Below are 16,716 nucleotides of genomic sequence, written 5' to 3'. Positions count from 1 at the left end.
GACTTTATAAAAAGTAAGGAACATAAGTATAAACGAAGAAACTTTAATTATCGTTCATCTTTATGACAATTAAGTTGAAGCAATTCAAAATTTAAACTTCAGTTAGTTCCTTGTTCCAGACTTTGGATAGTTTTTTGAGTGATTCAAATAGGGTCTCAAAGGATGAGATCACGTAATAATCTTCTTGCATGATATCAGTTCTGAAAACTTTTTTGATAATAGCTTCAATGGAGTAATCCAGAAAATTAGCCTTCATTTCGTGGATTTGATTAGTTTCTCCATAAGAAGATAAAATACCAGCACCGTAGGATTGAATTTTACCTTTTTCTTCGATAACACCAAATTCAATTGTAAACCAGTAAAGACGCTGAAGTTGTAAGAGCTTTTCTGGCTCATCCAGAAATTGACAGCCAAGTTTGCCAAACTCATATACAAATTCAGAAAAAATAGGGTTGCTAAGAAGCGGAACGTGACCGTAGATATCATGAAACATGTCTGGCTCCTCAAGGTAATCTAAGCTATCCTTGGAGCGAAGCCAGGTTGAAGAGCAGAACTTGCGTTCAGCTAGAAGTTGAAAGAACTCTTCCACAGGGATAAGTCCAGGGACTACTTTTAGCTCCCATTTCGTCTCCGACTCAAACCATGTGTTGATTTTTTCAAAACTAGGAATTTCTTCAGCATTTAAGACCGGCGACATATGCTCCAGCGCATCAATATAGGCTTGAGAAGCCTTGCCAGGAATGTTGTCTTGCTGTCTGGTAAACAAAGTTTGCCAAACCCATAGATCTTCATTAGTGTACTTAGACATGTCTTGCATCTGCTTATTTTTTTAAACAAAAATCCCGATTCATCATGAATCGGGATTGCTAGGGTGTATTAATTAATTTATACCATTAACCGATTCTAGTTGTTAGAAATGGATAATAGCAATAATATGTTTTGTTTGTAATCATGACCCAAATTTAGATATTATCTGATTGTGGACAAATCAACAAATGTTAAACTGAAAAAAAATACTTTCATAGTACTGCATTCTGTTACATTTTCTAACTTTATTTAAAATTTTGAGATATGGCTAAAATGTATAAGTGGGGAATTATCGGTTTAGGCAAAATTGCTCATAAGTTTGCTTCAGATTTGTTGGATGTAGAAGGAGCAGAGCTCTATGCTGTCGCATCCAGAACCCAAACTAAAGCCGATGATTTCGCTTCAAAATTTAAAGCTGAAAAATCTTATGGTACTTACGAAGACCTTGCCAAAGATCCTAATGTGGATGTTGTTTACATTGCTACTCCGCATGTTTTTCATGCAGAAAATACACTGATGTGCCTGCAACATAAGAAAGCAGTTCTCTGTGAAAAACCGATTGCTATGAATGCGACTCAGTTTCAACCTATCATGGAGGCTGCTAAGACACATTCGCAATTTTTAATGGAAGGCTTATGGACCAATTTTATGCCGCATCTCAAGAAAGTACAAGAACTCAATCTTCATAAAACTTATGGGAACTGTGTCAGCATTGAAGCGGACTTTTCATTTAAAGCTGAATTTGATACTGAAAAACGCTTATTTAATAAAGACCTGGGTGGAGGGGCTTTGTTGGATATCGGTATCTATCCCGTGTACTTAGCCTTAAAGCTTTTAGGGCTTCCACAGCATGTAGATGCAACTTGTGAGTTTTCCTCAACCGGTGTAGACGTTTCCAATGAGATCCATTTTGATTATGCTTCTGGGGCGACTGCAAAACTTTCATCGAGTTTTGCGAGAACGTCACCCTCAAAAGCAAAAGTTTACTTTGAAAACGCTACTGTAGAATTTGGTTCCAGATTTCATGATACCGATCAACTTGATATCAAAACAGACTCTGGTGTAGACCATATAGATTTCAATTATCCATCTCACGGTTATCAGTTCGAGATTGAGCATGTGCAGGACTGTTTGGCAAAAGGATTAACACAAAGTACGGAAATGCCACTGCAAGCTTCTTTGGAGCTGATTTTAACTTTAGATAAAATCAGAAAAAAATTAGGTTTGATTTACAAAGAAGACGATCAATAATCCAGTAACATTTATTCAGAAGCATATTTTTATATAATGAACCAAAGATTTAAATTATTTCTATCAGCAATGTTTTGCTTCATATTTAATTGTTATTCTCAAACTAGTGAAAAAGACGATGAAAATCGGTTATACAATTCGGTATGGTATGCAGAATCCAATCTTCATTCTGGTGCAGACTCGTTAAGGTTTATATCAAATAAACAAGTTAAATACTACCTTAGTGAATTAGGAGCTGATTTTATTTCAGAATATAAGATCGAGAACAACATTTTAACGATTTTAACAGATTTATCAAGCTTTGAATCTGCAGAATCCAATTGGTTTAGTCCAAATTTGAAACTAAGATTTAAAATCATAAAGATTCACTGGAACTTATATATCTCGCAAATTTTGAAAAAAAGTGGATTGAAGCTTCAGAAATGCGTTACCAAGTTTTAAACAATTTTAAAAAAAAGAAGGATTAGATTTTTTGCCAATTGCAGAATTTTAAACATTCAAATTTCATTTTTAGACTTAAATTTTTATAGCCACCGTTTAATGTTGGCTATTGTTGAATAAAGTTTTACAATGCGATGATTTTATACATTCAAAAAAATTGCACAAGGCTTGCGAATTGCTAAATTTGCTGAAAATTTGAACACCAAAGCATTATGTTGGAAGTTAAGCACATCCGAGCACATCAGGAAGATTACATACAGGCTCTGAAGAAAAGAAATTTTGAAGCTGAAGCGGTTTTTGAATCTATCTTAAAGTTAGATGATAAACGGAAAGCGACTCAAAAACAACTGGATGAAATTCTTTCAGAATCCAATTCACTTTCTAAAGAAATTGGAATGCTATTTAAGTCTGGTGAAACAGAAAAAGCTAATGCCCTAAAAGAAAAAACAGCGGGACTTAAAGAAGATTCCAAGCGTCTAGGTGAAGAAATGAGTCAGGCGGCGACAGAACTTCAGGCTTTACTTTATCAAGTTCCCAACATTCCACATCCATCCGTACCAGCAGGGAAAAGTGAAGAGGATAACGAAGAAATCTTTAAAGAAGGAGAAATTCCTGTCCTGTCAAAAACAGCGCTTCCTCATTGGGAGTTAGCTAAGAAATACGATATCATCGATTTTGAACTGGGTAATAAAATCACAGGTGCTGGTTTTCCTGTCTACAAAGGCAAAGGAGCCAGATTACAAAGAGCTTTGATTTCCTATTTTTTAGATAAAAATATAGACGCTGGCTATAGCGAAGTCCAGGTGCCGCTATTGGTTAATGAAGCTTCCGGCTATGGTACTGGGCAATTGCCAGATAAAGAAGGGCAAATGTATCACGTTGGGAATGATGATTTGTATCTCATTCCAACGGCTGAGGTGCCGATTACCAATATCTACAGAGACGATTTACTCAATGAAAACCAATTGCCAATTCAGCTCACAGGCTACACGCCTTGTTTTAGAAGAGAGGCCGGAAGTTATGGCGCACATGTGCGTGGGCTCAATCGCCTACATCAATTTGATAAAGTGGAGCTGGTCAACATTGTAAAACCAGAAGAATCTTACCAAATTTTAGATCAAATGGTGGAGCATGTCAAATCAATTTTAAGAGATTTGAAATTACCTTACCGTGTGTTGAGGTTATGTGGTGGGGACTTAGGCTTTACTTCTGCGCTTACTTATGATTTCGAATTGTTTTCCACGGCTCAAGACCGTTGGTTAGAAATTTCATCGGTATCCAATTTTGAGACTTTTCAAGCCAATCGCTTAAAAATAAGATTTAAGGACAATCATAAAAATAAAGCTTTGGTCCATACTTTGAATGGAAGTTCTCTGGCTTTGCCAAGAGTTTTAGCTGGTATTCTGGAAAATTATCAAACAGAAGATGGTATTGTTATCCCAGAAGTCTTAAGGCCTTACACGGGGTTTGATAAGATATCCTAAGGCTGATAAATTTAAGTTCTCTAATTCACCTTATTTTAATATTGATTCACCTAGGTGATTGGTAGTGACTTTATGCTGAAAAATTAAAAACCTTATTCTTTTTGGTATTTAAGGTATGCACAGCTAGGCAATAAAATCTGCTTTCAAACTGAAAGCTTTCTTGAATTAGAAATCTTTCTCAAAAATGTCGACACCGAAAAATATTTAGGTAAATTTGAACATGTTTTTACATGTACCCAGATCTTTTACAATGAAATCTTTCTTGACGCTTGTGTCGATTCTTGTTTTTACATTGAGTTTTGGTCAAAATGAAGAACTAGCCAAGAATTATTTTGACCAGGGAGAGTACGAAAAAGCCGAAGCTGTTTATGCCAAACTGCACAGAAACAATCCTGGTCATCAAAACTGGTTATTGGGTTATGTGGAAACTCTACAAGCTCTGGATAAGATAGATCAGGCAGAAACTACACTTAAAAGATATTTGTCTGATGTAGGGGAATATCCAAACATTCAGATAGAACTTGGTTATTTGTACCAAAAGCAAAACGATACTATCGCAGCCAAAAATTATTATCAAAAGGCTATATCTCAAGTAGAATCTAGACCTGGCTTTGCCTACTCAGTCGGTAATGTATTTCAGAAATATGGCTTGCTCGATCTTGCTGTGGAAACTTATGAAACAGCTCAACGCATCGAGCCAAAAAGTAACAACAGAATTCAACTGGCCAGAATTTACGGTGAGCAGAGTGCATTCAAAAAGATGTTTGAAAACTACATGGATTTGATTATTGAAAACCCAAGTTACTTTCAAATCCTCAACAGAAATTTTGCTCAGTACATTTCTGAAGATGCAAGCAATGAAGCCAATCAGGCTCTGAGGCGTGTGCTGCTTCAGCGCAATCAAAAGGAGCCTGATGTAATTTATAACAAAATGCTAAGCTGGTTGTTTGTTCAGCAGGAAGATTATGCAAAAGCTTTCGCTCAGGAAAAAGCCATTTTCCAAAGGTCGGATAATCAATCTCTAGGGAGATTGATAGATTTAGCCTTAATCTCAAAAGAAAATAATGACTTACCCAGTGCCAGAGAAATTTTAGAATTTGCCATCTCAAAAGCTGCAAGTGAACGGGACTTACTTTCAGCAGAAAGAGAACTTTTACTTATCAAAAGATTACAGGCAAAACCAGAAAATTATGAAGAAATTGAAACAGCCTATTTAGATTTTCTGTCTAAAATTGGAAGGAATAGGGATAGTTTTATAATCCAAAAAGATTTGGCAGAGTTTATTGCTTTTCAAGAAAAAGACATTAAAAAAGCTTTGGATCAAATACAAGTAATCAATTCTCAAAACCTGTATCAACAGCAGTCAGCAGAGTTGAAATTACTGGAAGCAGATCTTAACGTACAGGAATCTAAATTTAACCAGGCCTTATTGCTGTATACCCAAGTCGAAAGGATGATTCCTAATAGCGATATTGCCAGGGAAGCAAAATTTAAAGTGGCCAAAACCAGTTATTTTACCGGCGACTTTGACTGGGCTCTAACCCAACTAAAAGTTCTAAAATCGTCGGCTTCGCAGCTAACTGCCAACGACGCACTGGAATTATCCTTGCTTATCAAAGATAACAGTCAGGAAGATTCTACCAGAACAGATCTAAAACTAGTTGCAAAAGCAGATTTGCTTCAATTTCAAAATCAGCCTGAAAAGGCGTTAAGTATGTTGAAACCTATACTTAAGGATTACAAATCACCTTCTATTGTTGACGAGGTGCTTTTCAGAGTGGCCAACTTGCATCTGCAGAAAGGTGAAGTTGAAAAAGCAGCGTTTTACTTACAGCGTATTATTGATGAATTCGGAGATCAGATACTGGCTGATAATGCCAACTTCCAGCTAGGAAAACTATATATGGATCATCTAGACGAACCAGAAAAAGCAAAATCTTATTTTGAAACTTTAATTTTTAATCATCCCGATAGCATCTTTTTTGTGGAAGCCAGACAACGTTTCCGAATGCTGAGAGGAGATCAAATACAATAATATGTTTATTTACAACGTAACGACAAATATTGAAGAAAAAGTCCACGATAAGTGGGTAGAATGGATGAAAACCAAGCACATTCCTGCTATGCTGGAAACAGGCAAATTTGTAAGTGCTACGATGAGTAGAGTGGATGTCGTAGAATCTATGGGCGGTATCACTTATTCTGTTCAATATAAAATTGAAGATAAAGCGACATTGGAACGGTATTTTGAAGAAGACGCTGAACATTTACGCGCTCAAACCAAACCTTTTGAGGGACAATTTGTAAGCTTCAGAACCGAAATGGAAATTGTACACGAACAATAATGAGCAACAAAGAAAGAACATCTATAGACGACGAGGTTTTCAAAGCGAATTTTGAACAAGGGGTGCGTGAAGTCAAAGCTAAAAAACATCTCGGACAGCACTTCTTAACCGATGAAGATATTTCAAAACGCATAGCTCAGACTTTGCAGAATGATAACTATACCAATCTGCTGGAAATTGGTCCGGGCATGGGTGTTCTTACCAAATATTTACTGGGCAACTACGAGCAATTTATTGCCATGGATCTCGACAGAGAGTCGATTGCCTATCTCAATTCCACCTTCAAAAGAGAACATAGGATCGAGGAGAAGCCCAAAGCTCTTAAGGTTGTAGAGGCAGATTTTTTGAAAGCAGATCTAAAAACCTATTTTGGTGAGGAGCAATTTGCAATTATAGGCAACTTCCCTTACAACATTTCAACTCAAATCGTTTTTAAAGCTTTGGAGTACAAAACACAGATTCCAGAGTTTTCTGGCATGTTTCAAAAAGAAGTGGCAGAACGTATTTGTGCTAAAGAAGGCAGCAAAACTTACGGTATCTTATCGGTACTGACTCAGGCTTTTTATACAGCCGAATATTTGTTTACAGTACCGCCAGAAGCGTTTGAGCCACCGCCCAAAATTCATAGCGGTGTATTGAGATTACAGCGCAAAGAAAATTATGAGTTGCCTTGCCAGGAAAAGCATCTTCGGGATGTGGTAAAAACGGCTTTTCAACAGCGAAGAAAAACACTACGTAATAGCTTAAAAAAATTCAACTTATCACCAGAATTACGAGAAGATTCTATCTTTGCCCAGCGCCCGGAACAATTGAGCGTGGAGCAGTTTATTGAGTTGACTTTAAAAATAAGCAAAGATGCCGTTTGAACTCACCAAAGAATTAATAGACAAAATTGAATCTCTTATAGAAGAGAACAACGACCAGGAGCTGCAATCGCATCTGGAAGAATACCACCATGCCGATATTGCGGAGATTCTGGACGAGTTGAGTCTGGACGATGCTACTTACATCATCAAGCTGCTGGGAAGTGATCAAACTTCTGAAGTCTTAATGGAGATGGACGAAGATGACCGGGAGAAAATTCTTAAAAACCTCAATGCCAAGGAGATAGCAGAGGAAATAGAAGAAATGGATACTGATGATGCAGCAGATATTATTTCTGAATTGTCTGAAGACATCAAGACCCAGGTCATCTCCAATATCAAGGATAAAGAGCACGCCGAAAATATAGTAGAGCTTCTCAAGTATGACGAAGATTCTGCCGGTGGTTTGATGGCAAAAGAATTAATCAAAGTCAATGAAAACTGGAGCGTCACGGGCTGCATGACCGAAATGCGTAACCAGGCCGAAAATGTGACCAGAGTTCACTCCATTTACGTGGTGGACAACAAAGGAAAACTGAAAGGGCGTTTGTCTTTAAAGGACTTGATAACCGCGCCCAGCAAGGCTGAAATTGCCGATGTGTATATCACAAATGTAGATTACGTGGATGTGCATACCCCAGGCGATGAAGTGGCCAGAGTGATGCAAAAGTATGATCTGGAAGCGATTCCTGTAGTAGACGAATTTGGAAGATTGGTAGGAAGAATCACCGTAGATGATATCATCGATTTTATAAAAGATGAAGCCGATAAAGATTACCAGATGGCTGCTGGTATTTCTGAAGATGTAGAAGCAGATTCCACAATCTGGCAGCTTACCAGAGCAAGATTGCCCTGGCTTATTTTGGGACTTTTTGGTGGTTTAGGAGCTGTTTATGTGATGCAGGGATTTGACTCTGCTCTGGAGAAATATGAAATTTTATTCTTTTTTACCCCGCTTATTGCTGCGATGGCCGGTAATGTTGGCGTGCAATCTTCTGCCATCATTGTGCAAGGTCTGGCCAACGATTCTGTAAAAGACAGTCTTGTCAAACGTTTATTGAAAGAAGTAACACTTAGCATTATTAATGGTACTGCACTGGGAGTCTTGGTCATAGGTTTTGGAGCCCTCACTTCAATGGCATTTTTGGTAAGCATAACCATCGCCATCTCCATACTTTCAGTTATTATTATGGCAGCTTTGATTGGGACATTCGTGCCTATCATTTTAAACAAACAAGGCATAGATCCAGCCATTGCTACAGGGCCTTTTATTACGACTAGTAACGATATTATCGGGATTTTAGCCTATTTCTACATCGCCAAATTAATACTGAATTTTTAGAGATGACACCTATTCCATTTCAAAAAGAATTGAAAGTTGCACCAGAGCATCTGGATGAACAAAACCATGTGAACAATCTGGAATACATGAAGTGGGTGTTGGACATTTCGGAAGCGCATTGGATAGCTAAAACGCCCTTAAGCATTAGAGAAAAATACGCTTGGTTTGTCGTAGACCACTACATTCAGTACAAGCAGCAGGCCTTTTTGGGAGAAGAACTGGTCTTGACCACCTGGATAGAAAATTACTCCAAAGTGAAATCAGAGCGATGTGTTCACATCATTCGTCAATCTGACGGCAAAACCATAGTAGAAGCCAGAACCAACTGGTGTTTTATAGATCAGCAGACCAAGAAGCCTACATTAATCACACAAGAGGTGGTAAAACCTTACTTTGAATTTGAATCTGTTTAGCTTTATACTTTAGCGATATTCAGCTTAAAACTTAAGTCCTATGAAGATATTACACCTAGATAGCAATCATCCACTAATGATTCAGGAATTGACCAGATTGGGTTTCGATAACACTGAAGATTTCACGAGTAGTAAAGCTGAGGTAGAAGCCAAAATTCATGAGTTTGATGGCCTCATCATCCGTAGTCGATTCACCATTGATAATGCATTTCTGGATAAAGCGACCAACTTGAAGTTTATTGGACGCGTAGGGGCTGGGCTGGAAAATATAGACGTGAATTACGCGGAGCAAAAAGGTATTCAGCTATACAATGCTCCGGAAGGTAACCGCAATGCAGTGTCTGAGCATGCGTTGGGGATGCTTTTAAGCTTATTCAACAAATTAAGAACAGCGCATAACGAGGTCGTGAACGGACAGTGGAGACGAGAAGCTAATCGTGGGTTCGAGCTGGAAGGTAAAACCATTGGCTTGATAGGCTACGGAAACACCGGAAAAGCCATGGCCAGAAAACTGAGTGGCTTTGACTGTGAAGTCTTGTGCTACGATATTTTAGAAAACCTTGGGGATGAGAACGCCAGTCAATTGAGTTTAGATGAGTTGAAGTCCAAAGCAGATGTTATTAGCCTACATACGCCACAAACATCTGAAACGCTCGGCATGATCAATACAGAATTTATCAATTCTGTAAGCAAGCCTTTTTGGTTACTCAATACTGCCAGAGGTAAAAGCGTAGTCACAGAAGATTTGGTCAACGGATTAAAATCGGGTAAAATCCTTGGCGCAGGTTTAGATGTGTTGGAATACGAAAAAACTTCCTTTGAAGATTTATTTTCTGCAGACCATCAACTGCCAGAAGCTTTTCAATATCTTATGAAAGCCGATAATGTGCTCTTGAGTCCGCATGTGGCCGGCTGGACGTTTGAAAGTCATATTAAACTCGCTCAGACGATTGTGGATAAGATTAAGAAAATAGCCCATCCCTAGCCCTTCTCAAAGGGAAGGGAACTATTTATAGGAAGAGTAAAAAGTTCCTCTTCTTTTGGAGGGGGCTAGGGGGAGACCATTTCTCCCTCCCGATGGCTATCGGGATTGGGAGGGAGTTAGAGGGATGCTTTTGGCTTTTTTACTTCTTCGACGTCGTTTCAATCTCCGAACAATTGATTTCGGTGATGTAGCCTTTTCTAATTTGATTATGCAAACTAAGGAGAACCTTTAAAAGGTTACTTTCTTAAGCTGTAGTTGATATATTTCACCTGGCTATTCTCAAATCTTTTTCAAATCGAAAAGCCTAACTTTAAAATGATAATGATTTTATAGTTGATCTCCTACAAAAGAAGCAATATCTATACTTTGGCGATTTAACTGGTTTAGGTTGATAACTTTATACTCTCTACTTTCATCTTTTGAACCGTAATTTCTGTAGATCGTAAACCTTACATAACTTGGATTGTAAATTGACGAATTTTCTTCATATCCTTTTAAAGATATCTTCATATCATCCACATCAGATTGATTTCGTAATATAAAGAATTCAGTATGATATCCTGTTTCATTTTCAAAATTCAATCGATCAAAATCTGATACTACATTATGTGAAGAACTAAGATATTTATTTTTTGAATTGATGTATTGAATGTCGAAGGACGAATTAACATCATTCCAATCTATCACTACAAATACATCAAAAGTTTGAGCTACCCTGTAATATATTTCATCAATATGCTTAAGGTTCAAATTCATTTTATGCTTTGTCAATAGATGTTTTAATTTAATTTCAGCTAATTCAACAGAAGATTCATCTAGAGTTAACCCTGGTATTTTATTTTCAATGATACTTGTGTAAATTTCTGAAGCCTTATTATATTTTTTCGAATTTGTGTAACTTTGAGCAAGGTCTAAATAACTCTGTATGGAGTAAGGCTGAAGCGATCCTATTTTTTTACGTATTCGAAACGCTTTGTCAAAAAGATTATATTCTTCATAAGTAAAAGCCAAGGATTTCAAAGCTTTTACATTAGTCTCCAACAAACTTTCAAGGGTATCAAGAGCATTGATCGCTAACTCTTTCTCTCCTTTGTCATAATAATACTTAAAGCTTTCAATGAAGAACGGTACATTTTGTTTAGTATATTTTCCGATGGCTAACTCCTCATTTGAGGATGAATTGAAATCGAAGATCTGTAAATCATCCAATTTTAATGCTCTCGAATTGTCTTGAGTATACGTTTTATTAAAGATCAAATCTTCAATTTGCTTTCTATCACTTGCTTTGTCCGCATAACTTCCAACTTTTGTTGTAACTAATATTACTCCGTATCGACCTAAAGTTCCATATCTAGCTGTTCCTGCTAAACCAGGTATTACTGTAACACTCTCCACATTATTAACATCTAACATGCTACCATCTAGTGGATCGGGAACTCCATCTACAACTACTAATGCACCTCCTAAAGGTGCATTTATAGAAGGAAAACCACCTCTAGTACCAGCTGTTCCTAGACCAGGAAACCTACCTTGGATAAGTTCACTAAAGGTTAGTGCCGCTCTATTGAGTTCATCGATAGTTTTTGTATAATTAGCATAGCCAGACGTTCTCTTTTTTATTTTACCAATAGGTGTGTCTATCTCTGGGAACGACAAATTATCGATTTGTTTTTTCTTAGAAATTTTTACCGTATCAAGGTCAATATAACGTCTGGACATTTCAACTTGTAAAAACCCTTCATCTGTTATGGTAACTTCTTTATTTGGTGCAGAAAAATGACTAAAAACTAGGTTGTCTTCCCTATCAGCTTTGATACTGAAGGAACCATCAGAATTTGATTGTACCTCATCTAAAGAGTTGTTTACTCTAATAGTCGCTTTGTTGAGCGGCTTGCCGTCTCTTGTGACAATTCCAGAAATCCTTTTTTCGTTTTTATCTTCTACAGGCTCTTTGTATAAATCAAATTTAAGTTGTGGTAGGACTTTAAAACCTACCCCAAAAAAAGGGAGTTCATCAAGTTTAGCATGAGCAGCTACTTTTTGAAATCCAACAAAATCTTCTGATAGGCCTATTTTTAATATAAAATCTTTATCAAAAGAATCTACTGCTTGTATTCCTATGTGCAAGTCCTCAAAGGAATTTAATTTTACGGAGTCCAATTCAATAATTTGCCAGCCCGATGCTTTAATGGTCTGATACACTTCTTTGTAGTCGTTAGTTTGAAAGCGTTCTTCACTTAAACCATCGTAAAATTTGAGTTTTACCTTTAAACTATCTGCATTTTTAAAATCTAAATAATACATTAGGGGCTTCCTTGTGTTCATTTCTAAACTAGCTAGTGAGGTCACAATCTCTTTGCCATTTGTAGAATTTGTTGTCCAAAATCTTGGATAATCAACAATGTCTGGACTTTTTGTATCATATACTTTTTGAGTAGACTCAAACTCAAACCTGGAATTATTCTTATCTTCTTTTGTTAAAAATAAAAACTGATGTTTAGAAAAATGCTCTTTGACTAAAGAGAGCTTCATTTTAACTGGAAAATATCCAGCGGATTTAAATAAAAGAAAGTCATTTTCGTCGAGATCGGATTTTTTAACTTTTAATTCAAATAAGCCATTTCTGTCACTTATAACTCCTTTCTCTAAATTCAAAAAACCAATTTCAACATAGGGTACAGGTTTTTTTGTCTCGCGATCAATGACATAAGCTTTTATAGAAACTTCTTTGTCTGTGGATTTTATATCAGATACATTACTAAACAGATTTGTATAAAGTAAGAGCAAGGTGAGGAGTGATAGGATTTTCATAATGTTTTTATTAAAATATAGTAGATTACTAAAGATAAAGCTTGAGTGTAAAAAAATTTCTTAGTATATCCCAATTTTAATATAATATTAATAAATTCAAAGTAAAATCTTAAAGTAAAAAGATAACATCATAGTACAATAGTTACGATAGGCTGAAATTTTAATCTACACTACTTGCCTTGTGGGAAAAATAAAAAAAGCCTCTGCTAATCTCCCAAATCCCATCCCTTCCCGATGGCTATCGAGACCCCCAAATGACGAAAATTAAAAAACTCCTGCTCTAATTGTAGAGCAGGAGTAAAAGTTATTCCCCCCTGGAGGGAGTTAGAACGAGGAATTTGACTGTTGCCTATTTCTGGCTTGTAGGTACAATCTCCGAACAATTGACTTCGGTGATGTAGCGTTTTTCGCCGTCTTTGGTTTCGTAAGAGCGTGGAGCAAGTTTACCCCTCAATAAGACTTCCTGTCCTTTCTTGACGTAAGTTTCTATAAAGCTGGCGGTCTTGCCCCAGGCGACGATATTGTGCCAGTAGGTGTTGGTAATTTTTTCTCCGCTGTTATCGTAATAGAATTCATTAGTAGCGAGTGAGAATTTAACTAATTTCTTTCCAGAGTCTAGATTAACAACTTCCGGATCCTGGCCTAAGTGGCCCATTAACTGTACGTGATTTTTTAAAGTACTCATAACAATAAAATTTAAATGATTCTAAAACTGACTCGGATTATCCAAACCAGATCGAGGTTACTTTCCATCGACAAGGCAAAGATGCGACAGGAGTTTTGTTGTAGTCGTCTGTTATCCAGTTACTTTCTTTTACTTACGCTTACAAACGTTTGTAGTCGTTTGCAAACAATAAAAATGAATAGATAATTAAGTTAGTTGTCGATAAATAAGAAAATCCATTCATTTCAAAAATCAGCTTTCAAAACACACTTTTTCCACTAGAATATTAGTTAAAAAGAGAGATGTTTTAACTATAAATGCCACCTAATGTTCCATTAAAATTGAGTTGACACGAAATTCTTTTACAAAATTCAAGATAAAAATGTACGGTTTCCCCTTAACATAAGTACGGTCGAACCGTAATTGTGAAAGAAATATTAATAATATCTTTATCATCTGTTACAAGTATCAGCTTAGTATAAGCAAAACCGGATATAAATGTAATAATCCAAATTGATTGACATAACAGGATTTGCTAAGCATTAAAAAAACCAATCTTTTAAATAACTAGAGTTATGAAACACCTTTTTTTCTTAATCGCATTAGTTGCTTCCTTAAGCCTCAATGCCCAAATCACCAAAAACAATTGGCTGGTGGGTGGAAGTGCAGCTTTTTCATATGTAAAGCAAAAGTCGGGTTCAGAATCTGAACAATTTAACTTTGATTTATCTCCAAATTTCGGTTACTTTTTTTGGGATAGAATAGCTGTAGGTAGTAAAGGTGAATATATTAGAAATTCGAATCTTAACACTTCTGGTTCCTCAGAAATTTTGTTTTTATCACCTTTTGCTAGATATTATATAAGTGCTGTAGAAAGTATTAGTAATTTTTTTGTTGAAGCTTCGTATGGCTATAATCTAATTAGTAATAATAATTCTGAACAATATTCTATTAAAGGAGGTTTAGCTTTATTCTTAAACAGCAGTGTTGCCTTTGAAATTGCAGTGAGTTATGTTGACAGAAACTCTAAAAGTCAGTTTGTTGGAAGTCGTCGTATACTTTTAGGTTTTGGACTACAAATACATCTAGAAAAACTATAAACTCATCTCATTATGAAACATCTTTTTTTCTTTTCAATATTATTGCTTTCACTCTCTTTAAGTGCTCAAATCAATAAAGGAGATTGGTTAGTAGGCGGAAATGCTAGTTTTGATTACTCTGAAAGTAAACCTGGAAGTATCAATCCTGCAAAGGCCTTTACTTTTGATATTGCACCAAATGTCGGTTATTTTATCATAGATCAATTGGCATTGGGAACAAAGTTGAATTATTTGAGGAATCGATTCGAATCAAATGATTTTGATGGCACTTTTGAGAGTCTTTTTCTCACGCCTTTTGTTAGGTATTATATTTTAAAGTCTGATAAGATGTTAAATCCTTTTGCGGAAAGCTCTTACCGCTTCAGTATTCTTAATTCTGAGAACAGTGAACAATTTACTGTAGGGGGTGGACTTGCAGTGTTTGTGAATCAAAACATTGCTTATGAAATTACTCTAAATTACTTAAATACCACAATAAACAATGCTGACAATAATCTAGGTTCTCAGGGTCTTATGCTAGGCTTAGGCATTCAAATCCATTTATAAACACAAAAACCAATGATTATGAAACACCTTTTTTTCTTAATACTACTAGTTGCTTCCTTAAGTCTTAATGCCCAAATCACCAAGAACAATTGGTTGGTGGGTGGAAGTGCAGCTTTTTCTTATACTGAAAATGATAACGAAATCAATAGTCGAAATTTTAGGTTAAGCTTATCGCCAAACATTGGGTATTTCTTTTGGGATAAATTGGCTTTTGGACTCAGGCCTAACTATTTTTTTAATAGGGGCAGATCAGATTCTGGTAGAAGTAAGTCTGAGAGAATCATGCTAGCTCCATTTGCTCGGTATTATTTGCTAGAGGCAGAAAGAAAAATTAATGTATTTGTAGAAACTGCTTATAACATTAATATTGACCTTTTAAGTAACAGGGGTAGTCCAGAAAGTTTTGAAATTAAAGGTGGTTTAGCCATTTTCCTAAATAGCAGTGTTGCCTTAGAAACTTCACTTAGTTACAACAACTCCAATTCAAAAAATCAATTTGTTGGAAGTCATAGTTTGCTCTTAGGTTTTGGGCTACAAATACATTTAGAAAAGCTATAAACTCATCTCATTATGAAACATTTTTTTTTCTTTTCAATATTATTGCTTTCACTCTCTTTAAGTGCTCAAATCAATAAAGGAAATTGGTTAGTTGGTGGAAGTGCAACATTTGCATATTCTGAAAGTAAACCAAACGATATAAGTGATTCCAGGTCTTTCAATATTAATTTATCCCCAAGAGTTGGTTATTTTTTTTGGGATAGATTAGCTTTTGGTCTTAGAGCAAATTTTACTCGATCAAGAACAGAAAGAGAGACAAACACTAATAGGTTCAACCGCTATTTTACAGCTCCTTTTGCCAGATATTATATACTGGAATCAGATAAAATACTTAACCCTTTTGTAGAAAGTTCTTATGGATTTGATGCCATAAATTCAGATAACTCTCGAGAATTTACTTTATCTGGTGGATTGGCTGTTTTTGTAAACAAAAATATCTCTTACGAAGCATCTTTAAATTATATAAATACCATTAACCCTTCAAATGAGAGAAATAAAGGATCTCAAACTGTCCTATTGGGAATAGGCATTCAAATCCATTTATAAACATGAAAACCAATGATCATGAAACACCTTTTTTTCTTAATCGCAATAGTTGCTTCCTTAAGCCTTAATGCCCAAATCACCAAGAACAATTGGCTGGTAGGAGGAAGTGCAGCTTTTTCTTATACAAGAACTAATCCTGAAATAAATGGAAGATTGTTTGAAATGAATTTATCACCAAATATTGGGTATTTCTTTTGGGATAAATTAGCTTTTGGATTAAGGTCAACCTATAATTTAACGAGAGGTAAATCTGATTTAAACAGAAGTAAAACAGAAAGGGTAATGTTAGCTCCATTCGTTCGCTACTATCTACTAGAAGCAGATAGAGATATAAATTTATTTGTAGAAAGTGCTTATGGTGTCCAGATTGATATTCTTGGGGACAGGAGAAATCCAGAAGAGTTTTTGATAAAAGGCGGTCTTGCCATATTCTTAAACAGTAGTATAGCTTTTGAGATTGCACTAAGTTATATCAACTATAACTCAAAGGATCAGTTTGTAGGAGATCACACGGTACTTCTGGGTTTTGGTTTGCAGATTCATTTGGAAAAACTCTAAAA

General features: G+C 36.0%; 17 protein-coding genes. 14 read left to right on the top strand and 3 right to left on the bottom strand.

Translation table 11 applies throughout. The annotated features are described in order from the left end of the window. Positions 1-91 precede the first annotated feature (91 nt). Complete coding sequence (locus LB454_RS05935) at positions 92-817, bottom strand: phenylalanine-4-hydroxylase (protein ID WP_224463690.1); 726 nt, start codon at positions 815-817, stop codon at positions 92-94. Between the two features lie 254 nt (positions 818-1,071). Here LB454_RS05935 and LB454_RS05930 point away from each other — a divergent pair, with 254 nt between their 5' ends. The 9 genes from LB454_RS05930 to LB454_RS05890 all read left to right on the top strand — a co-directional run bounded on the left by LB454_RS05930 (position 1,072) and on the right by LB454_RS05890 (position 9,931). Further along, positions 1,072-2,058 (top strand): Gfo/Idh/MocA family protein, encoded by a 987-nt coding sequence (locus tag LB454_RS05930; protein ID WP_224463689.1) that lies wholly within the window; start codon positions 1,072-1,074, stop codon positions 2,056-2,058. 69 nt (positions 2,059-2,127) lie between these two features. Then, entirely contained in the window at positions 2,128-2,499 is a 372-nt protein-coding gene (locus LB454_RS05925) for a hypothetical protein (RefSeq protein WP_224463688.1), read from the top strand. Positions 2,500-2,711: 212 nt separating this feature from the next. After that, the gene (gene serS / locus LB454_RS05920) at positions 2,712-3,983 is read left to right on the top strand and encodes a serine--tRNA ligase (RefSeq protein WP_224463687.1); all 1,272 of its coding nucleotides are present in this window, start codon (positions 2,712-2,714) and stop codon (positions 3,981-3,983) included. A 250-nt stretch (positions 3,984-4,233) separates the two neighbouring features. Then, entirely contained in the window at positions 4,234-6,018 is a 1,785-nt protein-coding gene (locus tag LB454_RS05915) for a tetratricopeptide repeat protein (protein WP_224463686.1), read from the top strand. A 1-nt stretch (position 6,019) separates the two neighbouring features. Next, complete coding sequence (locus tag LB454_RS05910) at positions 6,020-6,328, top strand: DUF4286 family protein (protein WP_224463685.1); 309 nt, start codon at positions 6,020-6,022, stop codon at positions 6,326-6,328. Next, the gene (rsmA, locus tag LB454_RS05905) at positions 6,328-7,194 is read left to right on the top strand and encodes a 16S rRNA (adenine(1518)-N(6)/adenine(1519)-N(6))-dimethyltransferase RsmA (protein WP_224463684.1); all 867 of its coding nucleotides are present in this window, start codon (positions 6,328-6,330) and stop codon (positions 7,192-7,194) included. Before LB454_RS05910 ends, rsmA begins: the two co-directional genes overlap by 1 nt. Beyond that, complete coding sequence (mgtE, locus tag LB454_RS05900) at positions 7,184-8,533, top strand: magnesium transporter (protein WP_224463683.1); 1,350 nt, start codon at positions 7,184-7,186, stop codon at positions 8,531-8,533. The genes rsmA and mgtE overlap by 11 nt, the downstream gene beginning before the upstream one ends. A gap of 2 nt (positions 8,534-8,535) precedes the next feature. Beyond that, complete coding sequence (locus tag LB454_RS05895) at positions 8,536-8,946, top strand: acyl-CoA thioesterase (RefSeq protein WP_224463682.1); 411 nt, start codon at positions 8,536-8,538, stop codon at positions 8,944-8,946. A gap of 40 nt (positions 8,947-8,986) precedes the next feature. Then, on the top strand, positions 8,987-9,931 hold the full coding sequence (locus LB454_RS05890) for a 2-hydroxyacid dehydrogenase (protein WP_224463681.1): 945 nt from the start codon (positions 8,987-8,989) through the stop codon (positions 9,929-9,931). 327 nt (positions 9,932-10,258) lie between these two features. Here LB454_RS05890 and LB454_RS05885 read toward each other — a convergent pair whose 3' ends face one another. Together LB454_RS05885 and LB454_RS05880 are read right to left on the bottom strand one after the other, a co-directional pair. Further along, positions 10,259-12,742 carry a hypothetical protein gene (locus LB454_RS05885; protein WP_224463680.1) on the bottom strand — a complete coding sequence of 828 codons (2,484 nt, stop codon included), beginning with the start codon at positions 12,740-12,742 and terminating at the stop codon, positions 10,259-10,261. Between the two features lie 349 nt (positions 12,743-13,091). After that, on the bottom strand, positions 13,092-13,427 hold the full coding sequence (locus LB454_RS05880) for a single-stranded DNA-binding protein (protein ID WP_224463679.1): 336 nt from the start codon (positions 13,425-13,427) through the stop codon (positions 13,092-13,094). A 554-nt stretch (positions 13,428-13,981) separates the two neighbouring features. Here LB454_RS05880 and LB454_RS05875 point away from each other — a divergent pair. From LB454_RS05875 to LB454_RS05855, 5 genes are read left to right on the top strand one after another with little or no spacing between them, the layout of a single operon-like run. Beyond that, positions 13,982-14,506 carry a hypothetical protein gene (locus LB454_RS05875; protein WP_224463678.1) on the top strand — a complete coding sequence of 175 codons (525 nt, stop codon included), beginning with the start codon at positions 13,982-13,984 and terminating at the stop codon, positions 14,504-14,506. A 12-nt stretch (positions 14,507-14,518) separates the two neighbouring features. After that, positions 14,519-15,052, top strand: coding sequence for a hypothetical protein (locus LB454_RS05870; RefSeq protein WP_224463677.1), 534 nt, complete (start codon positions 14,519-14,521; stop codon positions 15,050-15,052). Between the two features lie 18 nt (positions 15,053-15,070). Further along, complete coding sequence (locus LB454_RS05865) at positions 15,071-15,610, top strand: hypothetical protein (protein ID WP_224463676.1); 540 nt, start codon at positions 15,071-15,073, stop codon at positions 15,608-15,610. A gap of 12 nt (positions 15,611-15,622) precedes the next feature. After that, entirely contained in the window at positions 15,623-16,156 is a 534-nt protein-coding gene (locus LB454_RS05860; protein WP_224463675.1) for an outer membrane beta-barrel protein, read from the top strand. Between the two features lie 18 nt (positions 16,157-16,174). After that, positions 16,175-16,714 (top strand): hypothetical protein, encoded by a 540-nt coding sequence (locus LB454_RS05855; RefSeq protein WP_224463674.1) that lies wholly within the window; start codon positions 16,175-16,177, stop codon positions 16,712-16,714. The last annotated feature ends 2 nt before the right edge of the window (positions 16,715-16,716 follow it).

Origin of the sequence: Psychroflexus montanilacus, assembly GCF_020164535.1 — a bacterium.
In the GTDB taxonomy this organism is placed as follows: domain Bacteria; phylum Bacteroidota; class Bacteroidia; order Flavobacteriales; family Flavobacteriaceae; genus Psychroflexus; species Psychroflexus montanilacus.
The sequence above is the reverse complement of the archived record's forward strand: the minus strand, read 5'-3'. Positions and strand labels throughout refer to the sequence as shown.

Excerpts from the sequence above, each read along its gene's own strand:
- LB454_RS05855 (WP_224463674.1), top strand. The coding sequence starts at position 16,175 with ATGAAACACCTTTTTTTCTTAATCGCAATAGTTGCTTCCTTAAGCCTT.
- serS (WP_224463687.1), top strand. The coding sequence starts at position 2,712 with ATGTTGGAAGTTAAGCACATCCGAGCACATCAGGAAGATTACATACAG.
- LB454_RS05860 (WP_224463675.1), top strand. The coding sequence starts at position 15,623 with ATGAAACATTTTTTTTTCTTTTCAATATTATTGCTTTCACTCTCTTTA.
- LB454_RS05880 (WP_224463679.1), bottom strand. The coding sequence starts at position 13,427 with ATGAGTACTTTAAAAAATCACGTACAGTTAATGGGCCACTTAGGCCAG.
- LB454_RS05930 (WP_224463689.1), top strand. The coding sequence starts at position 1,072 with ATGGCTAAAATGTATAAGTGGGGAATTATCGGTTTAGGCAAAATTGCT.
- LB454_RS05935 (WP_224463690.1), bottom strand. The coding sequence starts at position 817 with ATGCAAGACATGTCTAAGTACACTAATGAAGATCTATGGGTTTGGCAA.
- LB454_RS05890 (WP_224463681.1), top strand. The coding sequence starts at position 8,987 with ATGAAGATATTACACCTAGATAGCAATCATCCACTAATGATTCAGGAA.
- mgtE (WP_224463683.1), top strand. The coding sequence starts at position 7,184 with ATGCCGTTTGAACTCACCAAAGAATTAATAGACAAAATTGAATCTCTT.
- LB454_RS05915 (WP_224463686.1), top strand. The coding sequence starts at position 4,234 with ATGAAATCTTTCTTGACGCTTGTGTCGATTCTTGTTTTTACATTGAGT.
- LB454_RS05885 (WP_224463680.1), bottom strand. The coding sequence starts at position 12,742 with ATGAAAATCCTATCACTCCTCACCTTGCTCTTACTTTATACAAATCTG.
- LB454_RS05870 (WP_224463677.1), top strand. The coding sequence starts at position 14,519 with ATGAAACATCTTTTTTTCTTTTCAATATTATTGCTTTCACTCTCTTTA.
- LB454_RS05875 (WP_224463678.1), top strand. The coding sequence starts at position 13,982 with ATGAAACACCTTTTTTTCTTAATCGCATTAGTTGCTTCCTTAAGCCTC.
- rsmA (WP_224463684.1), top strand. The coding sequence starts at position 6,328 with ATGAGCAACAAAGAAAGAACATCTATAGACGACGAGGTTTTCAAAGCG.
- LB454_RS05925 (WP_224463688.1), top strand. The coding sequence starts at position 2,128 with ATGTTTTGCTTCATATTTAATTGTTATTCTCAAACTAGTGAAAAAGAC.
- LB454_RS05865 (WP_224463676.1), top strand. The coding sequence starts at position 15,071 with ATGAAACACCTTTTTTTCTTAATACTACTAGTTGCTTCCTTAAGTCTT.
- LB454_RS05895 (WP_224463682.1), top strand. The coding sequence starts at position 8,536 with ATGACACCTATTCCATTTCAAAAAGAATTGAAAGTTGCACCAGAGCAT.
- LB454_RS05910 (WP_224463685.1), top strand. The coding sequence starts at position 6,020 with ATGTTTATTTACAACGTAACGACAAATATTGAAGAAAAAGTCCACGAT.